This window comes from Ruegeria sp. ABV3_008, from assembly GCF_056161185.1.
On record NZ_JBSWYP010000020.1, the window covers coordinates 1 to 21105 of the forward strand.

Here is a 21105-nt window from a genome sequence, read left to right on the forward strand (position 1 = left end):
GCGTGACAAACACGCCGAGGCACCACAGGCCGCAGAATAAACCCACCAAAACACAAACAATCCAAGCGCCGCCCAAAAGGGCGGCGCTTTTCGTTGATACCGTGCTGTCTAATAGAAACGGCGCTATCGGTTATCCGGCGACGACACTCTGCCGTTGTACGCCCAATCCTTCGATTCCAAGCTCCATGCGGTCGCTTGGCTTCAGAAAGGTTTGCGGGTTCTGCCCCATGCCAACGCCGGGAGGCGTCCCGGTCGAGATCACATCGCCCGGTTGCAGTGACATAAATTGCGACAGGTGCGAGATCACCATCGCAACACCGAAATGCATCGTTCTGGTCGAGCCGTCCTGATAGCGATGCCCGTTCACCTCAAGATACATCGCCAGATTTTGCGGGTCCGAGATCTCATCCCGTGTCACCAGCCATGGGCCGATGGGGCCGAAAGTGTCAGCCGATTTGCCTTTGACCCACTGGCCCGAGCGGTGTAGCTGAAAATCACGTTCGGACAGATCGTTGACGACGCAGTAGCCCGCGACGTGGTCCAACGCTTCTTCTTCCGAGATATATTTGGCCTCTTTCCCGATGACGACGCCCAGTTCGACCTCCCAATCAGTTTTGACCGAGCCGCGCGGGATTTCGACGGTATCGTCCGGGCCCATGATTGCCGAGGTGGCTTTGAAGAAAATCACCGGCTCTTGCGGCAGTTCCATACCGCTTTCGGCGGCATGATCTGCGTAGTTCAGACCGATGCAAATGAACTTGCCGACTTGGCCGACGCAAGCACCGATACGGGGGGGCCTTCGACCGTTGGCAAGCTGGCGGGATCCAGCGCCCGCAACCTCGCAAGCGTTTCATCGCCCAGCGCTTCGCCCGAGATGTCACTGACGATGCCCGAGAGATCGCGGATCGCCCCGCCATCGTCCAGAAGCCCGGGTTTCTCGGCGCCTTTGGGGCCATAGCGGAGCAGTTTCATATCAGGTTCCTTCGTTGATTGGATCGTTCAGCCGCCGTCAAGGGCTACGGCTGTTCCGCGGTATTTCTGCTGACATCGCTCGCAAGGGGCATCCCGCAGCGTTAAACATCCTCGGGAAGCAGATCAGTGGGAATGTCCTGGTAGCACACCGGCCGTAGGAAACGACGTATCGACAGAGTGCCAACCGATGTCGCGCCGAAATTCGTCGATGCCGGGTAAGGACCGCCATGAACCATGCTGTCGCAGACCTCGACCCCTGTGGGGAAGCTGTTGGCAAGCAGACGCCCAGCTTTCCGCTCGAGCAGAGGCAGCAACGCCTGTGCGTCGGACTTATCGCTGGGGTCCAAATGCAAGGTGCAAGTCAGTTGGCCTTCGATAGCGCGCGCAATCTGCTGCATCTGAGCTGAGTCGCGGACGCGGACAACGATGCCGAGCGGGCCAAAGACCTCTTCTTGCAGTTTGTGGTTGGCCAGCCAGTCATCACCCGACACCGTGAACAAGTAGGGGGCCGCATCACGCGTCGCGCAGCTGGTACCCATGATCTGGGTGACTCCGGTGCCCGCTGCGACACGCGAAACCCCCTGACGGTAGGCATCGGCGATGCCATCGGTCAGCATGGTTTGCTCGGCTACGGCGGACAGGCCCGCCTCGGCGGCGGACTGGAATGCATCTGCCTCAGGGCCGTCAATGATAACCGCGATGCCGGGATTGGTGCAGAACTGCCCAGCTCCCATGGTCAATGAGCCAGACCAGCCGGTCCCGATCTCAGCCCCGCGCGCGGCGGTGGCTTGCGGTAGGATGAACATTGGATTGACTGAGCCAAGCTCACCGAAGAACGGGATTGGTTCATCTCGTTGCGCGCACAGATCGAACAGGGCGCGGCCACCAGCAAGGCTGCCGGTAAACCCAACCGCCCGGATCAGAGGATGCTGCACCAGACGCGTTCCCACATCCCGTTTACCGCCTTGCACCAATGAGAACACACCGGGATGAACGCCTGTCGCCTTGATGGCAGCGTCGATGGCCTGCGCGACGATTTCACCCGTACCCGGATGCGCCGAATGGCCCTTGACCACGACGGGGCAGCCTGCGGCCAAAGCCGCAGCCGTATCGCCCCCTGCGACCGAGAAGGCCAGCGGGAAGTTGGACGCGCCGAAGACAGCCACAGGTCCCAGAGGACGCTGGATCATGCGTAGGTCGGGGCGGGGCAGGGGAGCGCGATCGGGCATCGCCGGATCGTGGCGCATGTCCAGATAGTCGCCCGCCTCAATGTAATCGGCGAACAGACGCAGCTGACCGACGGTACGGCCACGTTCGCCTTGCAAACGGGCCTCGGGCAGGCCGGTTTCTTGCGTTCCGATTTCAGTGATCGCATCGCCACGTGCGTCAATCTCGTCGGCAATTTTGCGCAGCAAGGCCGCCCGCTCGGCCCGGGTTGACCATCCGAATGAGGCAAAGGCCTCCTCGGCGGCGTCTACGGCACGGTCAACCAACGCGGGCGTGCCAACGGCAAAGTCATGGCTGGGACCATGGGCAGGTTCCGATGCAAAAGTGGCGTCTGCGCCGACCCATTCGCCAGCGATCAGGTGTTTTCCGGTTAACATGTTGGTTCTCTCTTAAAGCAGGTCGCGTTGGGCGAGGTTTCGCATCAAATGTGAGGCCCCGAAGGTCCATTCAGGGCATTCCGTGGACAGGCGCACCGTGTTTGTCAGTGCCCCAAGCTGGCTGTTGGCGATGGTGACGATATCGCCAAGTTTATGGGTGAAGCCTCCTCCGGGCGTGTCGCGGTCCTGGGTTGGGGCAAAGAGCGTGCCCAGAAACAACATCAGCCCGTCCGGATATTGGTGGTGGCGTCCAATGGTCTGTTTCACAAGATCCGCCGGATCGCGGCTGATCTGGGACATCGAAGACGCGCCGTTCAGAACAAACCCATCGGGCCCGGTGACAGTCAGCGTCAACTCGGCCTTGCGCACGTCGTCGAGGGTGAAGCCATCGTCGAAGAGCCGGATCATCGGCCCGATCGCGCACGAGGCGTTGTTGTCCTTGGCCTTGCTGAGCAACAGGGCCGAGCGCCCCTCGACATCGCGCAAGTTCACATCGTTGCCCAAGGTCGCGCCCTTGATTTCGCCGCGAGAGGTTACGGCCACAACCACCTCAGGTTCGGGGTTGTTCCAGGTGGAAATCGGGTGCAACCCGATATCCGCATCCGAGCCGACCGAAGACAAAACCTGCGCTTTGGAGAATACCTCGGCATCCGGTCCGATTCCGACCTCGAGGTATTGGCTCCAGAGCCCTTCATCGATCAGCGCCTCTTTGACTTTTGCGGCCTCATCCGAGCCGGGCGTGATATTGGACAGGCTGTCGCCGATCCGCTCCCCGATGCGAGACCGTATCGCATCAGCTTTGGCTGGGTCGCCTGCGGCCTGCTCCTCAATTACGCGCTCGACCATTGAGCCGGCAAATGTGACGCCGCAAGCTTTGACCGCTTGCAGGTCGCACGGCGCGAGCCAGTGGTGATCCGCGTCAAACGGGCCAAGGTCTTCGCCTTGCGCTTTGCGGACGTAATCCGCTGCATCGTCCCGCTCGAGAATATCCCGAACGGTTGGCGCAGTTTTCGATGTGATATCGACCACGTGGCCATTTCGCAGGGTCACAACGCAGGGGCCGATCCCAGCGCGCTCAATACGTCCGAGCCACAGCCCGTTGGAGTCCAGATTTGGTAGAGTCATATCAATCCCTGAGGTTATAGGCCCGCGCGGCGTTGCCACCCATGACGGCATCTCGTTCGGAGCTGCTGAGTTGGCTCAGCAAAAGGTCCGTAGTTTCCAGCCAGCGTTCATAACTGCTGGCCAAGGTGCAAACCGGCCAGTCGCTGCCCCAGATCAGGCGGGACGAGCCGAAGGTATTCAGCAGGTGGTCCACATAAGGTCGCAGATCATCGACGGTCCAATCGGATGCCGCTTCGGTGACAAGACCGGACAGTTTGCACCATGCCTTGGTCTCGCTGGCCAGCGCTGCCATATCCTCAGCCCAACCCTCGAGTTTTGCGTCCCGGATCAGCGGCTTGGAGCCGTGATCAATGACAACCTTCATGTCCGGATGACGAGCCAGCAGTTTTCTGAGCGATCCCAAATGCTGCGGCAAGGTCAATGCATCGAACGTCAGTCCCCGCGCTGTGAGTTCAGCAAAGGCTGGAATCAGAGCGTCGCCGAGCATCCAGTGCGGGTCGATAATGTCCTGGATCATCGGACGAAGCCCAACCAGCGCCGGGTGCGCATCCAACGCAGCGATCTGGGTAGGCGCATCCGAGGCTTCGAAATCGACCCAACCCACAACACCTTTGATAAATGGGGTCTCATCGGCCAGGGACAGCATATAATCCGTCTCGGCCACTGTCGGTGCCGCCTGCACCAGCACGGTGCCTTCAATGCCTGCGTCTTTCAGCATCGGGGCCAGATCATTGGGGGTAAAATCGCGGTAGATCACGTCCAAGTCAGGCGTCAGCCAGCCATAGTCCCCCCGCGCCAAGGTCCAGAAGTGCTGATGCGCGTCAATCCTCATGCGACAACGCCCTTTTTCAGGATGATATTGCCATAGAGCCTGCGCTCACCCGTTTGGACGATGGCAAATGCGTAGGCCGCTCGTTCGTAGAATGCGAACCGCTCAAGCCCCCGTACTTTGGCCGGGTTGTCCGCTGTCGCGTCGATGATGTCCTGAAAATCGACGACGGCTTCGGGAATTGCGTCCGGATCACCGACCACCTGCATGGTCAGGGCCGGGTCGGTCACGAATGTATCAAGAGGCATCACGGACAGCACAGCCCGCAGCACTTCACTGGCGGTTGAGCCATCCGCTCGGATACACTCAGAGCCGGTGCTTGTGCCGGGAAAATTCGCATCCGCGATCACGATTTCATCACCGTGTCCCATGGCTCTGAGCGCATGCAGCAGGTCGGGCGAAAGAATGGGGTCGATGTTACGCAGCATCAGCAGCCTCACTCGGAAGCGGTGCATCCGGTCGGATCAGCCCCTCGGAGCGCAGATCAGACCAGAGGCCCGGAGGCACTTCCCGCTCTAGCAGGGCCACGTTGGACTGTACCTCGGCTGCGCTGACAGCGCCCGGCACGACTGTTTTGACGCACGGATGGCCCAAAACAAATTGCAGGGCCGCCGCGATCAGAGGGGTGTCATGCGCGGCGCAAACGGCCTCGATCTTACGAACCCGCGCCAGTATTTCCTCGGGCGCATCGGCGTAGTTGTATTTTGCACCCGGCACGGCTCCGGTTGCGAGGATGCCGGAGTTGTATGGCCCGCCCAGAATGATCCCCACGTCGCGCTTTTCACAAAGGGGCAGGAAGCTGTCCAATGCTTCTTGCTCAAGCAACGTATAGCGACCGGCCAGCAGGAAACCGTCGAAATCACCCAGGCCCAGCAGCTTTTCACATACCTGCCATTCGTTAACACCTGCGCCGATGGCGGCAATCTCTCCGGCGTCGCGCAGCTCAACCAGTGCCTTGTAGCCGCCACCGTCGAACAGCTCACGCACTTTGGCGTCCGACATTTCCTGACTGCCCTGGCTGAAGACGCAGACGTCATGCACCAGAAGGATGTCGGTATTTGCGACCCCGACCCGCTCACGGCTGGCTTCGTAAGAGCGCATCACGCCGTCATAGGTATAGTCGAACACGATCCGTTTTTGCGGAACGTCCACGAAGGCCTCGGGCGTGACCTCATGGGGTTCGCAATCCAGCAGCAGACGCCCGATCTTGGTGGACAGCTGGATGTTCTCGCGTCCAAAGCGGGCAATCGCCTCGCCAAAGCGGCGCTCGGACCGTCCAAGCCCGTATTGCGGTGCGGTGTCAAAGAAACGAATACCCGCATCATAGGCGGCCTGAAGCGCGGCCTGCGCGTCCTCATCCGACACTTTGCGGTACAGGTTTCCCAGCGGGGCGCCGCCAAATCCCATCCGGGTCAGGGGAACGGGCCGCGCGGTGCGGTTATTGAGCAATTCTGTCTGTGAAACGGTCATCCTGCCTCGCTATGCGACTGTTGGGTGAGGTTGAAAAGGTGGGGTTTTTGCTGCCTGAGTTCCTCGATGCGCGGCATCAGCTGTCCCAAATGGGCGCGCATGGCGTCCTGAGCGGTCTGTTCGTCGCGGCTGCAAATTGCGTCAAAAATGGCTTTGTGTTCTGCCAGCGTTTCCGCAATCCGGCCGGGGGTCGGCAACAGCAGCATCCGCGCCCGGCTCACTTGAAGGGAAACGTTCTGCGCCACGTTGGCGAGGCGGCGAAAGCCTGTGAAGTCCATCAGCATGCCGTGAAACTCTTCGTCGGCCTGATAGAAGCCAGGAATATCGTCATCTTCGATCAAAAGCTCTTGCAGGCGCATATTGCGGCTGAGACGTTTGCGCTGATCTTCGGTCAGGTCCCGCGTCACTTTGGCGACGGTTGCAAGTTCGAGTGCTTCGCGCAGAAAGGCACCTTCGCGGATTTCATCCATCGAGAAATAGGACACGCGCGTCCCCGATTGCGGGACCACATCCACCAAACCTTCAGATGCCAGTCGGGCGATGGCGTCCGCAACAGGCGCGCGTGACACGCCTAAACGCTCGCAAACCGGGGCCTTCCGTAGGTTCGCGCCTGGCGGAAAGTCCAGCGCTAGAATCGCTGTTTTCAAAGAGTGGTGAACCCGCTGAGCCAGCGATCCTTCGGTGACCGTAATCTCGGGCAGGAGAGAGGCATCAATATCTTGGAGCTTGTTCATAGCCAGGTTTTAACATTCTAACATGTTAGTTGACAAGAGAAGATCTACCACTTAGCAACATGGACCAAGCAAGCGGGGAAGTGATGCAAGCACACGACGGCATAAATGTTCTGGAAAAGGCGACGCGGGACGTCGTTCAGCTTAACCCTGATGACAATATTGTTATTGCCCTGCGTGACTTGCAGGCGGGCGAGCAGCCGTCACATGTGCCGACACCTCTGACCTCGCAAGTGGCCCGCGGGCACAAGATTGCGACGATGCCGATTCGGGCTGGCGAAAACGTGATCCGTTACGGCCAGATCATCGGTCAGGCCAAAAGCGACATCGCACCGGGTGAGCACATCCATGTCCACAATCTGGGGATGGGCGCGCATCAACAGGACTATGCGCATGCCAGCGCCAATGCTCCGCTGCCCGCGCTGACTGCGGATCGCACGTTTGACGGGTATCACCGTGCTGATGGCCGGGTAGGGACTCGCAACTATATCGGCATCCTGACCAGCGTGAATTGCTCGGGCTCGGTTGCAAGGTTCATTGCAGAGGCGGCCGAAAAGTCCGGGCTGCTGGATGATTTCCCCAATGTCGATGGGGTGGTGCCGATTGTGCATGGCACGGGCTGCGGCATGTCCGGCAAGGACGAAGGCTACGCCACCTTGTTCCGCACACTGGCCGGTTACGCGCAGCACCCGAACTTCGGGGGTATCCTGCTGATCGGGCTGGGCTGCGAGGTCATGCAGGTCGCTGACCTTGTCGGTGGTCGCCCGATCCGGTCAGACGGCGCGTCGCGCTACATGACCATCCAGAACGAGGGCGGCACGCGCCGCACCATCGAACGTGGCTTGGATGAGCTGCGGGGGATAGCCGAACTGGCCAATCAAGCTGAGCGCGCGCCCGCTCCCATCAGTGCAATCACGGTTGGAATGCAATGCGGTGGATCGGACGGGTATTCCGGGATCACGGCCAATCCGGCCCTTGGTTATGCATCGGACCTTTTGGTGCGCCATGGCGGAACAACGATCCTGTCCGAGACATCTGAAATCTACGGGGCGGAGCATCTTTTGACCCGCCGAGCCGAGACCATCGAAGTGGGCCAAAAGCTCATAGAGCGCATCCACTGGTGGGAAGACTATACCGAGCGCAATGGCGGTGAGATGGACAACAACCCAAGCCCCGGCAACAAGCGCGGCGGGCTGACGACAATTCTGGAAAAATCGCTGGGCGCTGTCGCCAAAGGCGGCACGGCACCGCTGCGCGATGTTTATAAGTTCGGCGAGAAGGTGGAAAAACACGGGTTCGTCTTCATGGACAGCCCCGGATTTGATCCATGCTCGGTTACAGGGCAGGTGGCCTCAGGCGCGAACCTGATCGTGTTCACCACCGGGCGTGGTTCGGTGTCGGGTTATCAGCCAACACCCTGCATCAAATTGGCGACCAGCTCGGAAATGTATGCCCGGATGGCAGACGACATGGATCTGAACTGTGGCGACATCGTCACCGATGGCGTCAGCATCGAAGCCAAAGGCGAAGAGCTGTTCGAAATTCTGATCCGTGTCGCCTCGGGCGAGAAAACCAAAAGTGAAGAACTTGGCTTTGGGGGCGTGGAGTTCGTTCCCTGGCAAATCGGCGCGGTGATGTAAGCCGCACCGCCCTTGGGGAGAGGGGCAGAATGGGAGGAAAAATGACGAAACTGGTCGACATGACGGGGATTGATAAGCACTTTCCCGGTGTGCATGCGCTGAAATCCGTGCAGTTCGATCTGTTTCCGGGTGAAGTTCACGCGCTGATGGGCGAGAATGGTGCCGGGAAAAGCACGCTGATGAAGATCCTGTCCGGGATCTATCAGCGTGACGGCGGCGATCTTGTGATCGAGGGGAAATCCGTTAGCCCAACCACCCCGCGCGAGGCGCAGGATCTGGGCATTGGCATCATCCATCAGGAACTGAGCCTGATGAATGACCTGACCGTCGCGCAGAATATCTTCATCGGACGCGAACCGCGCAAAAGCTTTGGTCGTCTGGACGAAGCCGCGCTGAATGCGCAAACGGCCGAGATCTTCGCCTCGATGAACCTGAACCTCGACCCCAAGGCGCTGGTCGGCAGCCTCACCATTGCAAAACAGCAGATGGTCGAGATCGCCAAGGCTTTGTCCTTCCGGTCGAAAGTTCTGATCATGGATGAGCCGACCGCGGCCCTGAACGACGCCGAAATCGCCGAGCTGTTCGTGATCATCCGCCGCCTCAAGGCGGAAGGTGTGGGCATCGTCTATATCAGCCACAAAATGGATGAGCTGAAGCAGATCTCGGACCGGGTCACGGTCATGCGCGACGGGGAATATGTCGGCACGGTGGGGGCCGCAGAGACCCCGATCAGCCAGATCATCGCAATGATGGTGGGGCGCGAGGTGAATGAGGAACCTCTGGACGTTCCCGATCTGGGCGATGCTGAGGTTGCGCTGCAGGTTTCGGGCCTGACCCGCAGCAAAGAGATACACGATGTCAGCTTTTCGGTTCAGAAAGGCGAGATACTCGGATTTGCCGGATTGATGGGCGCTGGCCGGACCGAGGTCGCGCGGGCAATCTTTGGTGCCGACCCAAAAGATGCCGGTGAAATTCGGGTGCATGGTCAGTTGGTTTCGATCAAATCGCCCACCGACGCGGTGAAGGCCGGGATCGGTTATCTATCTGAGGACCGCAAGCATTTCGGCCTCGCCACAGGGATGAATGTCCGGGACAATATCGCGCTGGCCTCGATGGATCTTTTTACAAGCACTGGCGGCGTTCTGAACGACAGTGAAATCAGTACCACCGCCAAAGGCTACATCGCGCAGCTGGGCATTCGGACGCCATCAGATGTGCAAGAGGTTCGGCTGTTGTCCGGCGGTAATCAGCAAAAGGTTGTCATCGCCAAATGGCTGCTGCGCGATTGCGATATCCTGATCTTCGATGAACCCACACGGGGCATCGACGTGGGCGCAAAATCCGAAATCTACAAATTGCTCGAGGAACTGGCAGAGCAGGGCAAGACGATCATCGTGATCTCGTCGGAATTGCCCGAGATCATGCGCCTCAGCCACCGCATCGCCGTGATGTGCGAAGGCCGGCTGACCGGCATTCTGCCCGGCGGAAAAGACACCACACAAGAAGACATCATGCATCTCGCCACGCAGCGGGCGGCGGCGATGCAGGTAACGGGGACAATGTAATGACCACAGCTACGGATATCGACAAGAAAAAGCCCCTTGGGGGGTTGTCGGAAAGCGGCGCCTACCAGAAAATGCTGGCTTTCGCGAGCCTTGTAGCGCTGCTGATCGGCTTTTCGATCGCATCGCCGAACTTCATGCAAACCTCGAACATGATTGCGATTTTGCAGGCGACCTCGGTCAACGGAGTGCTGGCGGTTGCTGCGACTTTGGTGATCATCACCGGCGGGATCGACCTGTCGGTGGGCACGTTGATGACCTTTTGCGCGGTGATCGCGGGGGTGGTGCTGACCTATCTGGGCATGCCGTTGCTATTGGGTGTCGCGGCCGCAATCGCGGCGGGTGCGTTCTGTGGCCTGTGTTCGGGGACCTTCGTCGCCAAGATGAAAATCCCGCCCTTCATCGCCACACTCGGCATGATGCTGATCCTCAAGGGGCTCTCGCTGGTGATCTCGGGGACGCGACCGATCTACTTCAACGACACGCCGGGCTTTGACCAAATCTCGCGCGGGTCGCTGATCGGAGAGGTTTTCCCAGCGCTGCCCATCCCCAATGGCGTGCTGATCTTGTTCATCGTTGCGATCGCTGCCTCGTATATCCTGAGCCGTACCGTTCTGGGCCGCTATACTTTTGCGTTGGGGTCGAACGAAGAGGCCGTACGCCTGTCGGGCGTCAACACCGATATGTGGAAGATCCGCATCTACGCACTGGCCGGAGCGATCTGCGGCATCGGCGGCATCCTGATCGCCTCGCGCCTGAACTCAGCCCAGCCTGCTTTGGGCCTTGGGTATGAGCTGGAGGCTATTGCGGCGGTTGTCATCGGCGGCACGTCGCTCTCGGGCGGTCGCGGCACGATCCTTGGCACATTGATCGGCGCCTTGATTATGGCGGTGCTGACCAACGGGCTGCGGGTCCTGTCCGTCGCGCAGGAGTGGCAGACCGTTGTCACCGGCGCGATCATTATTCTGGCGGTCTATGCCGACATGGCACGGCGCAAGAAATCCGGCTGAGAATAACAAAATAGAAAACGACCAACTGTGGAGGAGAAAACATGTTTTCACGTCGTTTCATTCTGGGGGCGCTGAGTGCCGCAACCCTGGCAGGTCCCGCCTCGATGGCGGCTGCCGAAGAAATCTATATCCCGCTGGTGTCCAAAGGCTTCCAGCACCAGTTCTGGCAGGCGGTGAAGTCCGGCGCAGAGCAAGCAGCGGATGAGTTTGACGTCACCATCACCTTCGAAGGCCCGGACAACGAAACTATGGTGGACCGTCAGATCGACATGCTGGCAGCAGCCCTGGCCAATAATCCCAAAGCCATCGGCTTTGCCGCGCTGGACAGCCAAGCGGCGATCCCGCTGCTGAAACAGGCCAATGACAAGGGTATTCCAATCATCGCCTTTGACAGTGGCGTCGACAGCGACATCCCGCTTTCGACCGCAACCACGGATAACCTTGCGGCGGCCGGTCTGGCAGCGGACAAGATGGCCGAGAAGATTGGCGGCAAAGGCAAGGTCGCCGTTGTGGCACATGACCAGACCAGCCGTACAGGGATCGACCGCCGCGACGGGTTTGTAAACCGTATCGCCGAGAAATACCCGGACATCGAAGTCGTTACCGTTCAATACGGTCAGGGCGATCACCTGAAATCGACCGAGGTCACCAAGGCAATTCTAACGGCAAACCCGGATCTGAATGGTATCTTCGGCACCAACGAAGGCTCAGCTATCGGCGTTGTGAATGGCGTTCAGGAACTGGGCACCGAAGGTCTGGTCATTATTGGCTATGACAGCGGCAAGGCGCAGAAAGACGCGATCAAAAGCGGTCTGATGGCTGGGGCGATCACGCAGAACCCCGTTGGTATTGGCTATGAAACCGTCAAAGCTGCCGTTTCGGCCCTGAAAGGTGAAGAAGTGCCGAGCCTCATCGACACGGGCTTCTACTACTACGATGCCTCGAACATCGACGACCCGAAAATCTCGGCCGTTCTGTACGACTAAGACCACTCACTCACGATGAACCGTTCGGCCTGCCCCAACTGGGTGGGCCGGATGCTCTAGAGGCAGCTCGCGCCAACTAGTGGCCATGGGTCCTAGACCTGGGGTGCAGGCCCGAGTGACTCGCGTATCTTTGTCGTGGCTTCGAGCTGTACACTTGACCCCGCATCCTCACCTTTGCGCAAAGCGACCAGCATACGAGCGGCCCCTTTACCCATGTTTCGATGAGGAACATGAACCGTCGTCAGGGTCGGTGTTACGATCTCTGCTATTTCAATGTCATCAAACCCGGTGATGGACACATCTCTCGGCACTTCAAGGCCCATTTTCCGGGCCTGCCTGAGAGCACCGGCGGCAAGAACATCGTTGCCGCACAGGATCGCAGTCGGCCTCGGGTCCAATTCCATCGCCGCCTCAAGGGCGCGCGCTCCGTTGTCGATCGAGTAGGGCGTTTCGATGACGTGCAGGTTGCCGACATCTAGGTTCCGAGACAGCATCGCTTGCTCGACGCCTTCACAGCGCAACCGAGCTCTGTCGTTGCCGTCCCTCTCTGCCGTGACAAAGGCGATGGTGCTATGTCCCAGGTCGAGTACCTGTTCGGCCAGTGCACGCATGGCTCTTCGGTTGTCAAACCCGATGGACAGGTGCGTTTGGTCAGGATCATATACCCAGGCGACCACACACGGGATCCGTTGTTTCTTAAGGAAATCGTAAACCTGTGGGGTTCGGTCAAAGCCTATCAGTAAAAGCGCATCCGCACCGCGTGCCACGAGGCTGCGGATCTGCTCTTCTTCAAGCTCAGGGTTATATGAAGAGCTGGCGACAAGGAGGGTTATGCCATGCCTCTGAAGTTCTTCCTGAAAAGCTTGGAGGCCACGTGCGAAGATGGCGTTTTCCATCGTCGGTATAATTGCGCCAAAGGTTCTGGTGCGTTTGGCGGCAAGGGCCTGAGCCCCGAAGTTCGGTGTGTAGCCAAGTGTTTTGACTGCGCTGAGGACCCGTTCTCGGGTTTTCTCGGACACCATCTTAGGATTGTTGAGGCACCTCGAAACAGTGGCCGTGGAAACGCCTGCACGCTGCGCAACGTCTTCCAGTGTCGGTGACGCCCGGCTTGGCTCGTCTGGAAATGGTGCCTTCGTCATCTACCTAACTACACTCGTGGCTTTGGCGCTCCATTTGCGCCCTTCGGAATGCGGGGTCAACTAGGGTGTCCTTCTAGGTACAGTGTAAGCGCTTGCAATGCAAAATGTAAGCGCTTACAGTGACCTCGAATCGGAGAAGGGGGGATTTGGCAATGTTCATTTTCGCGGCCATTGCGCTTTTTCTGGCGTTCCTGATCAACGTCGTCGCGGGCGCATTTGGCTACGGCCAATTCCTGGGCGACGTCGGAGAGATGGTGTTGCTGTTCGCGGCATCGCTCGCATTCGTTGTCGTCACGCTTAGGAAAGAGGCGGCTGCAAAATCAAAAAAACAATAAATGACATGACCCATAGGGAGGAAAACATGGATCGTGAAAAGCAGGAATTGACTTCGGCTTCACGCCGGAACTTCTTGAAGCTGGCAGGAAGCGGTAGCTTCACCGCAGCTCTGGTTGCAGGCGCTGCGGGGACCTTGTGGTCCAGCGAGGCCGCGGCACAGACCGCCAAGGAAGAGCGTGAGCGCGAGGATGCAGCGGAATTCACGATGACCCTTGCGACAGCGTATGTCTTGGGTGCGTCGCGCAGCTATCCGATCATGCAGCTGGACCTGAAGGAAAACATCCAGAACGCCACCAATGGCAAGGTCTATGTCAAGCTGGCACCGGGTGGTCAGCTCGGGGCAGGTGGTGCCTTGGTGCAGGCGGTGCAGGCTGGCACCATCCAATGCGCACAGCATTCCCTGTCGAACTTCGCGCCCTATGCGAGCGCGGCTGACCTGATCAACATGCCCTATTTCTGTGGCTCGAACCAGCGCTTCACCAACCTAGTGACCTCGGATGCGTGGAAAGCCGAAGTACACCCCAAGATCGAAGCCGCAGGTTTCAAGGCGCTTTTCTACATCAATATCGACCCGCGCGTTGTGGCCGTGCGCAAGGGCGGAAACGCAGTAATCACGCCCGGCGACATGGCGGGGGTCAAGTTCCGAGTGCCCGGCTCGAAGATGCTGCAGCAGTACTATCGCATGGTCGGCGCGAACCCGACGCCGGTGGCCTGGGGCGAAACGCCTTCGGCGATCAAGCAGGGCGTGGCAGATGCTCTCGACCCGTCGGTTGGGGCGCTCTTTGTGTTTGGTTTCAAGGACATCCTGAGCCATGTCACCTTTACCCAAGCGGTGCCGGACAGCCAGATTTACTCGATGAACCTGGAATGGTTCAACTCGCTACCCGCAGATGTGCAGGAAGGCATCGAGTTCGCGGGCGAGCTGACCTCGCATCAGAACCTGGCCAAGGTTCCATCTGCGCGCACCTACGCAATGGCGGAACTGCGCAAAGCAGGTGTCGAGTTCCACAGCCTCAGCGAGGATCAGCTGGCTGAATGGAAAGCCGCTGGTGGGTACCAATTGTCCGATTGGGACGAATTCAAGGTCGAGCTTGCCGGTTCCATGGACAACTTTGCCAAGCTGGAAGAAGCGGCTGGCACGAAAGGGCGCTACTACGTCCACGATGCTTGATACGCCTCGTCGCGTTTCAGGGGCGGCATAGTTACCGGCCGCCCCAAAAATCTGACGACAACTTGGAAATCCGGCTGCCGGCTGCCCTTGAGGTGCCGGTGAACGGGAGGATTGTATGCAACGAATACTGCAAGAACTGAACCGGAATGCCGAGCGCTGGCTGCTGCTCGTGTTCTACACGATGCTGGTGGCGACGATGTTCATCGAAGTGCTTCGGCGCGAGTTGTTGTCCTATTCCTCGATTTGGGGCGAGGAAATCGTCCGATACTCGTTCATCTACCTCGCGTGGATCGGCGCTGCCGCTGCGGTTCGTGAACGCGGACATATCCGCATTGACGTGATCATGCACTATGTCAGCCCGCGGATTAAGGCGCTACTCTATCTCTTTGGGGATTTTGTGATGGTCGCCGTGTCGGTCGTGGCGCTCTACTATTCCTACGAAACAGTTCACGTTTCCGCGAAATTCGGATCTGTCACAGACGGTCTGCGCATCAGTCGCGTCTGGTTTCTGATGGCCGTTCCAATCGGTTTCGCGCTGGTTTTGCTTCGCCTCTTCCAATCCATCCTCCGCGACATCGCGGACCTTCGTGCGGGTCGTCCCGTTTACGAAGGTGACAAACTGTTCGACTGAGGGGGCTGGACATGCTTTGGAATCAACTCGATCAATCCGTTGTCCTCGGCTGGGATTTTTATGGTCCGGTCATCCTGTTCGTCGTACTTGTCGCACTTGCCGTTCCCGTCTGGGCCGCCATCGGTTCTGCCGCGATCCTGATGCTTGTCTGGTCAGGGGCTTTGCCTTTGAGCCTCGTCGGGGAAAAGCTGTTCTCTGGCATCGACTTTTTCGCGCTGACGGCTGTGCCGCTGTTTATCTTAACGGGCGACGTCCTAGTAAGAACCGGGCTCAGTCGAAAATTTCTTGATGTGGCCGAGGCTCTAACTCAGTTCGCCAAGGGCGGCTTTGGATCGGCCACGGTGCTTGTCTGCGGGATGTTCGCCGCGATTTCGGGCTCGGACGCCGCAGGGGCAGCAGCTGTTGGCCGCATGACGATCGACCGACTGGTCGAATCCGGATACCCCCGGCCATATGCCTGTGCTCTTGTTGCTGCGGGTGCCTGTACCGGTATCCTGATCCCTCCATCGATCGCATATATCATCATCGGCCTTGTTTTGGGGATTTCTGCCTCGACACTGTTTCTGGCCGCTCTGATCCCTGGCATTGCGATCCTGCTGTCCATTCTTGCCACCAACATCATCATGAACCGCCTCAAAGGCTGGGAAGGTGGGGGCAACATCAGCATGGGCGAATACTTCTCGCGGCTTGGCAAAGCCCTGAAGTCCGGTTGGTATGCCTTTCTGGTGCCCGGCATCATCTTCTACGGCATCTTTTCGGGTCGTCTGACGCCGACCGAAGCAGGCGCGACAGCCGTAGTGGTAACGATCGTCATGGGCTTCATCCTGCGCACTCTGAGCCTGAGCGATTTTCCAGCGATGCTGGTCAGTTCAGCCAAAGTGAACGGGGTCATTCTGCCGATCATCGCCTTTTCGGCCCCTTTGGCAGAAGCCCTAGCCATCATTGGTGTACCGCAGGGCTTTGTAGCAGCCGCCACCTCGGTTAGTGACGAACCACTTGTCCTGATCTTGATGATGGTCGGCATTCTGATCGCAGCGGGCTGCGTGATGGAGACCACCCCAAACATCGTGATCCTCGCGCCGATCCTAAAGCCGCTGGCGGATGACATCGGTATGAACGAGATCCAGTTCTGCATCATGATGATCACCGCTTTGGGCGTTGGTTTTATCACGCCACCCTTGGGGCTGAACCTTTTCGTGGTCGCAGGAATAACGGGCGAGTCGATCCTGAAGATCGCTTATCGCGCCATTCCGTTCGTCCTGTTCATGCTGATCGTCACCCTGTTCATCGCTTACGTGCCGACGATCTCGACCGTTCTTCTGCCAGATATTTACAAATAGGAAGCAATCAATGCCGAGAGAATATCTCAAAAAAGCGACGCTGACCTCGAAAAGCGATGCTTCAGAAACCAAGAAAATCGTCCGCGACATTCTTGATGAAATTGAGGCCGGCGGGGATGAGGCAGCCATGGCCTACGCCCGGAAGTTTGACAATTACGATGGTGAAATCCTGTTGTCACCTGAGGCCATCGAGGCTGCCTCGGCCCTCGTGCCCGAAAAGCTGAAGCAGGACATCCAGTTCAGCCACGCCAACGTTAAGAAGTTCGCCGAAGCGCAGTTGGGCACGGTCAAAGACTTTGAAACTGAGGTTGTGCCGGGCTTTATCGCCGGTCAGAAGGCGATCCCGGTGGATGCTGCAGGCTGCTATGTGCCCGGCGGGCGGTATAGCCACATCGCAAGCGCGATCATGACCGTCACAACGGCGAAAGTCGCTGGGTGCAAGCACATCGTCGCTTGCTCGCCGCCACGTCCTGATGTGGGTATCGCGCCTGCCATCATCTATGCGGCGCATATCTGTGGTGCAGACAAAATCTTGGCCATGGGCGGTGTTCAGGGCGTTGCGGCGATGACGTTTGGCCTGTTTGGCTTGCCCAAGGCCAATATTCTCGTAGGTCCGGGAAACCAGTTCGTGGCTGAGGCGAAGCGGATGCTGTTCGGCCGTGTCGGCATCGACATGATTGCCGGCCCGACCGACAGCCTGATCCTGGCCGACAATACAGCCGATCCGATGGTGGTTGCAGCCGATCTCGTGGGTCAGGCCGAGCATGGTTATAACTCGCCGGTTTGGCTGGTCACCGATGACCGCGCGCTGGCTGAAGAGGTCATGCGGCTGGTGCCAGAGCTGATTGCCGATCTGCCAGAAGTGAACCGCGACAATGCCACCGCCGCCTGGCGCGATTACGCAGAGGTCATCCTTTGCGCGGACCGTGAGGAAATGGCCGCAACATCCGATGCTTATGCACCCGAACACCTGACGGTTCAGGCGGAGGATCTGGAGTGGTGGTTGGATCGCCTCAGCTGCTATGGCTCGTTGTTTTTGGGCGAAGAAACCACCGTGGCCTTTGGCGACAAGGCGGCAGGCACGAACCACGTCCTGCCGACCTCTGGGGCGGCCAGCTACACAGGTGGCTTGAGTGTACACAAGTACATGAAAATCGTGACCTGGCAGCGCGCGACCCGTGAAGGAGCCAAGCCCGTCGCTGAAGCGACCGCACGGATTGCACGCCTCGAAGGCATGGAAGGCCACGCGCGCACGGCTGACATCCGCCTGAAGAAGTACTTCCCAGACGAAGAATTCAACCTGACGGCGCAAGGCTAAAACACTTGTCTTCCTCACGATTATTTAGCGTTGACGGTCACGTGGCCGTTGTGACCGGGGCCAGTTCTGGCCTCGGACAACAAGCGGCAACGATCTTGGCAAAGTCCGGTGCAAAGGTGGTGGGCGTCGCCCGCCGCGCCGAAGCCTTGGCAAGCTGGGCGGACGAGATGGGCGGAAACGTTGCCGTGGTCGCAGGCGATGTGGCCGATCTTGAAAACCAACCGGAGCTGGTGCGCGAAATCGCTGCTCCGTTCGGCGCGCCGGATATTCTTGTTCACGCTGCGGGTCTCAACCCAAGATTGCCTGCCGAGGACCTGTCACCAGACATTTGGAACGCGACCCTCGCGGTCAACTTGTCTGCCCCCTTCTTCCTGAGCCAGGCTTTTGTTCCGGCCATGAAGGCAAAAGGCTGGGGACGGATCCTCAATTTTGCGTCGCTGCAATCCTTTCGGGCCTTTCCAAACGGGCTGCCCTATGGGGCGTCAAAGGGCGGCGTGGCCCAAATGACCCGCGCCATGGCCGAAGCGTGGTCGTCTGCGGGGATCAATGTGAATGCAATTGGTCCGGGCTTTTTTGAGACCGAACTGACTGCGGCGGTCTTTGCTGATCCCGAACGGGCCGAACGTAACGCAGCTCAAACTTGCATTGGCCGCAACGGGGCGCTCGGAGATCTCGATGGGCCTCTGCTCTTTCTGTGTTCAGAAGCCTCTCGCTACGTGACCGGCCAAATCCTGATGCTGGATGGAGGGTTCACCGCCAAATGAAAGCTCTTGTTTATACAGAAGTTAAAGCCCTGTCTTACGAAGAGACCAGGGACCCAACCCCACAGCTGGGCGAGGCGCTGATCCGGGTGGAAAGCGTGGGCATCTGTGGCTCGGACATGCATGCCTATCTGGGTCACGACAACCGTCGCCCGGCCCCTCTTATCCTTGGGCACGAAGCGGCTGGCACCATCGTTGGCGGACCTCGCGCAGGTGAGCGTGTGACGATCAACCCTCTGGTCAATTGCGGTGCATGTCCGGCCTGTGTTTCCGGACGTGAAAACCTGTGTCCAACGCGGCAGATCATCTCGATGCCCCCGCGCGAGGGCGCTTTCGCTGAGCTTGTACGCATCCCCGAAGCCAATTTGGTCACGGTTCCTGACGATGTTTCACTGGCCAAGGCAGCACTGGCCGAACCCATCGCCGTCGGCTGGCATGCGGCCCGACTTGGCGTTGAGGCGCTGCATCCATCGGAATCTCGCCACGCGCTTGTCATTGGTGGTGGCGCAATTGGAGTGGCCGCCGCTTTGTCCCTGCAAGCGATGGACTTTGAGGAAGTTTTAATCGTCGAGAGAAATGACATCCGCCGAGAATACCTCTCCTCCACCTGCGGGATGCAAGTCGCCAAGGAGGTTCAGGGCGAGTTCCCTGTTGTTGTCGACGCTGTCGGATTTGCGGCAACAAGGGCAGCTGCTTCTGCAGCTGCCAAGCCTGGAGGTGTGGTTCTGCATATCGGCCTGGGTGAAGACACAGGCGGTCTGGATGTGCGTCGCATGACCCTGCAAGAGATCACCTTTATCGGCACCTACACCTATACCGCACAAGATTTCCGCGACACCGCCGCCGCCATGTTCGAGGGCAGGCTGGGCGCGCTGGACTGGGTGGAAAGCCGCCCGTTGTCAGATGGCGCGCATGCCTTCGAGGACATTCTGGCAGGGCGCGTTGCGGCCCCGAAAATCATTCTAAAACCTGACGCCTGAGGAGACTACAAATGGCTGAAATCCCCCACTTGCTCGTCCACGAACATGCCGACAATGTCGGTGTTGTCGTGGTCGAGGGCCTGACGGCCGGCACCGATATGCTGGTCTGCGTAACCCATGACAATTCGACCTTCCGCCTCACATCGGGCGCTGATGTGCCAATCGGCCACAAGATCGCGCTGAAAGACTTCAAGGACGGCGATACCGCGATCAAGTATGGCGAAGACATTGGCAAGATTGTCGCTGACATTCCCAAAGGCGGTCACGTCCACACCCACAACTGCAAAACAAAGCGCTGGTAAGGAGTCCTCTTCATGGCACTCGATTTTAAAAATATGTCTGTGCATGCTTACCGTCGTGAGAATGGCCGTGTCGGTGTTCGAAACCACGTGGTTATCCTACCGGTCGACGATATCTCGAACGCGGCCTGCGAAGCCGTTGCCAATAACGTCAAAGGCACACTGGCCATCCCGCATGCCTATGGCCGCCTGCAGTTTGGCGCGGATCTGGAGCTGCACTTCCGGACCATGATTGGCACCGGGGCGAACCCCAATGTAGCTGCTGTTGTCGTGATCGGCATAGAGCCCGGTTGGACCAAACGGATTGCGGACGGCATTCGCGAAACCGGCAAACCGGTGGCCGAATTCTCGATCGAGCAGAAAGGGGACTTTGAAACCATCCGTCAGGCCAGCTGGGCCGCGAAGGAATTCGTGCATCTGACTTCGGAGTACCAGCGCGAAGAGTGCGCGCTGAACGAGCTTTGGATCTCGACCAAATGCGGTGAATCCGACACCACCACCGGTCTAGGGTCCTGCCCGACGGTTGGCAATATGTATGACAAGCTGCTACCCGAAGGCATCACCGGCTTTTTTGGCGAAACTTCGGAGATTACCGGCGCTGAGCACATCTGCCAGAAGCGCGCGATCAACGAAGAAGTGGGCGAACGCTGGTACAAGATGTGGAAAGCCTATCAGGACGACGTGATCTTTGCGCACCAGACCGACGACCTGTCGGATTCCCAGCCGACCAAAGGCAACATCGAAGGCGGCCTGACCACGATTGAGGAAAAAGCCTTGGGCAACCTCGAAAAGATCGGTCGGACCTCGCAATATATCGACATCCTCGATGCCGCCGAAGCGCCAAGCTCGGGCGCAGGGCTTTACTTCATGGACAGTTCCTCGGCCGCTGCGGAGTGTGTGACCCTGATGGCGGCCGGTGGCGCAGTCATCCACACTTTCCCTACGGGTCAAGGCAATGTGGTGGGCAACCCGATTGTTCCGGTTATCAAGATCACTGCGAACCCTCGGACTGTGCGGACGATGGGAGAGCACGTGGACGTCGACGTTTCGGGTATCCTGCGCCGGGAACAGACCATTGACGAAGCGGGCGATGCACTGATCGACATGATCCGCCGCACAGCCAATGGCCGCAACACAGCCGCCGAAGCGCTTGGCCATCGCGAATTCTCGATGACCAAGCTCTATCGCAGCGCCTAAGTCG

At 58.9% G+C, this 21105-nt stretch carries 20 protein-coding genes and 1 pseudogene; 13 read left to right on the top strand and 8 right to left on the bottom strand.

Annotation, left to right across the window (positions count from 1 at the left end; genetic code table 11):
- Positions 1-130: 130 nt before the first annotated feature.
- The 7 genes and pseudogenes from ACXAH8_RS21930 to ACXAH8_RS21960 form a co-directional block, all read right to left on the bottom strand.
- Positions 131-972, bottom strand: a pseudogene (locus ACXAH8_RS21930) (fumarylacetoacetate hydrolase family protein).
- 101 nt (positions 973-1073) lie between these two features.
- Positions 1074-2576, bottom strand: coding sequence for an aldehyde dehydrogenase (NADP(+)) (locus ACXAH8_RS21935; protein WP_475220649.1), 1503 nt, complete (start codon positions 2574-2576; stop codon positions 1074-1076).
- A gap of 12 nt (positions 2577-2588) precedes the next feature.
- Entirely contained in the window at positions 2589-3701 is a 1113-nt protein-coding gene (locus ACXAH8_RS21940) for a fumarylacetoacetate hydrolase family protein (protein WP_475220650.1), read from the bottom strand.
- Between the two features lies 1 nt (position 3702).
- A complete protein-coding gene (locus ACXAH8_RS21945; RefSeq protein ID WP_475220651.1) occupies positions 3703-4533 on the bottom strand; it encodes an amidohydrolase family protein in 831 nt (276 codons plus the stop codon).
- Positions 4530-4958, bottom strand: coding sequence for an RbsD/FucU family protein (locus tag ACXAH8_RS21950; protein WP_475220652.1), 429 nt, complete (start codon positions 4956-4958; stop codon positions 4530-4532). The genes ACXAH8_RS21945 and ACXAH8_RS21950 overlap by 4 nt, the downstream gene beginning before the upstream one ends.
- Positions 4948-6000, bottom strand: coding sequence for an aldo/keto reductase (locus tag ACXAH8_RS21955; RefSeq protein ID WP_475220653.1), 1053 nt, complete (start codon positions 5998-6000; stop codon positions 4948-4950). Before ACXAH8_RS21955 ends, ACXAH8_RS21950 begins: the two co-directional genes overlap by 11 nt.
- Positions 5997-6734 carry a GntR family transcriptional regulator gene (locus tag ACXAH8_RS21960; RefSeq protein ID WP_475220654.1) on the bottom strand — a complete coding sequence of 246 codons (738 nt, stop codon included), beginning with the start codon at positions 6732-6734 and terminating at the stop codon, positions 5997-5999. The genes ACXAH8_RS21955 and ACXAH8_RS21960 overlap by 4 nt, the downstream gene beginning before the upstream one ends.
- Before the next feature lie 83 nt (positions 6735-6817).
- Here ACXAH8_RS21960 and ACXAH8_RS21965 point away from each other — a divergent pair, with 83 nt between their 5' ends.
- Genes ACXAH8_RS21965 through ACXAH8_RS21980 form a run of 4 tightly spaced genes read left to right on the top strand, consistent with a single transcriptional unit; the run spans position 6818 to position 11929 of the window.
- On the top strand, positions 6818-8371 hold the full coding sequence (locus tag ACXAH8_RS21965; protein WP_475220655.1) for a UxaA family hydrolase: 1554 nt from the start codon (positions 6818-6820) through the stop codon (positions 8369-8371).
- Positions 8372-8412: 41 nt separating this feature from the next.
- Positions 8413-9936 carry a sugar ABC transporter ATP-binding protein gene (locus tag ACXAH8_RS21970; protein WP_475220656.1) on the top strand — a complete coding sequence of 508 codons (1524 nt, stop codon included), beginning with the start codon at positions 8413-8415 and terminating at the stop codon, positions 9934-9936.
- Positions 9936-10943: an ABC transporter permease gene (locus tag ACXAH8_RS21975; RefSeq protein WP_419740786.1), complete on the top strand. Its 1008-nt coding sequence runs from the start codon at positions 9936-9938 to the stop codon at positions 10941-10943. Before ACXAH8_RS21970 ends, ACXAH8_RS21975 begins: the two co-directional genes overlap by 1 nt.
- Positions 10944-10984: 41 nt before the next feature.
- Positions 10985-11929 (top strand): ABC transporter substrate-binding protein, encoded by a 945-nt coding sequence (locus tag ACXAH8_RS21980; protein WP_170378167.1) that lies wholly within the window; start codon positions 10985-10987, stop codon positions 11927-11929.
- A gap of 92 nt (positions 11930-12021) precedes the next feature.
- Here the strand turns inward: ACXAH8_RS21980 and ACXAH8_RS21985 are convergent, their stop codons facing one another.
- The gene (locus ACXAH8_RS21985; protein WP_475220657.1) at positions 12022-13068 is read right to left on the bottom strand and encodes a LacI family DNA-binding transcriptional regulator; all 1047 of its coding nucleotides are present in this window, start codon (positions 13066-13068) and stop codon (positions 12022-12024) included.
- Between the two features lie 152 nt (positions 13069-13220).
- On the opposite strand from ACXAH8_RS21985, the gene ACXAH8_RS21990 reads away from it, so the two are divergent.
- The 9 genes from ACXAH8_RS21990 to ACXAH8_RS22030 all read left to right on the top strand — a co-directional run bounded on the left by ACXAH8_RS21990 (position 13221) and on the right by ACXAH8_RS22030 (position 21101).
- Positions 13221-13403: a hypothetical protein gene (locus ACXAH8_RS21990; protein WP_170378170.1), complete on the top strand. Its 183-nt coding sequence runs from the start codon at positions 13221-13223 to the stop codon at positions 13401-13403.
- Between the two features lie 26 nt (positions 13404-13429).
- Positions 13430-14575: a TRAP transporter substrate-binding protein gene (locus ACXAH8_RS21995; RefSeq protein ID WP_170378172.1), complete on the top strand. Its 1146-nt coding sequence runs from the start codon at positions 13430-13432 to the stop codon at positions 14573-14575.
- A 115-nt stretch (positions 14576-14690) separates the two neighbouring features.
- Positions 14691-15206, top strand: a complete 516-nt coding sequence (locus tag ACXAH8_RS22000; protein ID WP_170378174.1) for a TRAP transporter small permease — start codon at positions 14691-14693, stop codon at positions 15204-15206.
- An 11-nt stretch (positions 15207-15217) separates the two neighbouring features.
- Positions 15218-16546: a TRAP transporter large permease gene (locus ACXAH8_RS22005; RefSeq protein ID WP_170378176.1), complete on the top strand. Its 1329-nt coding sequence runs from the start codon at positions 15218-15220 to the stop codon at positions 16544-16546.
- Between the two features lie 10 nt (positions 16547-16556).
- Positions 16557-17864, top strand: a complete 1308-nt coding sequence (gene hisD / locus ACXAH8_RS22010; protein WP_170689176.1) for a histidinol dehydrogenase — start codon at positions 16557-16559, stop codon at positions 17862-17864.
- A gap of 41 nt (positions 17865-17905) precedes the next feature.
- Complete coding sequence (locus ACXAH8_RS22015; protein WP_475220658.1) at positions 17906-18628, top strand: SDR family NAD(P)-dependent oxidoreductase; 723 nt, start codon at positions 17906-17908, stop codon at positions 18626-18628.
- Positions 18625-19605, top strand: coding sequence for a zinc-dependent alcohol dehydrogenase (locus ACXAH8_RS22020; protein ID WP_475220659.1), 981 nt, complete (start codon positions 18625-18627; stop codon positions 19603-19605). Before ACXAH8_RS22015 ends, ACXAH8_RS22020 begins: the two co-directional genes overlap by 4 nt.
- Before the next feature lie 11 nt (positions 19606-19616).
- Positions 19617-19907, top strand: coding sequence for a UxaA family hydrolase (locus ACXAH8_RS22025; RefSeq protein ID WP_475220660.1), 291 nt, complete (start codon positions 19617-19619; stop codon positions 19905-19907).
- Positions 19908-19919: 12 nt separating this feature from the next.
- Positions 19920-21101: a UxaA family hydrolase gene (locus tag ACXAH8_RS22030; protein ID WP_170467617.1), complete on the top strand. Its 1182-nt coding sequence runs from the start codon at positions 19920-19922 to the stop codon at positions 21099-21101.
- The last annotated feature ends 4 nt before the right edge of the window (positions 21102-21105 follow it).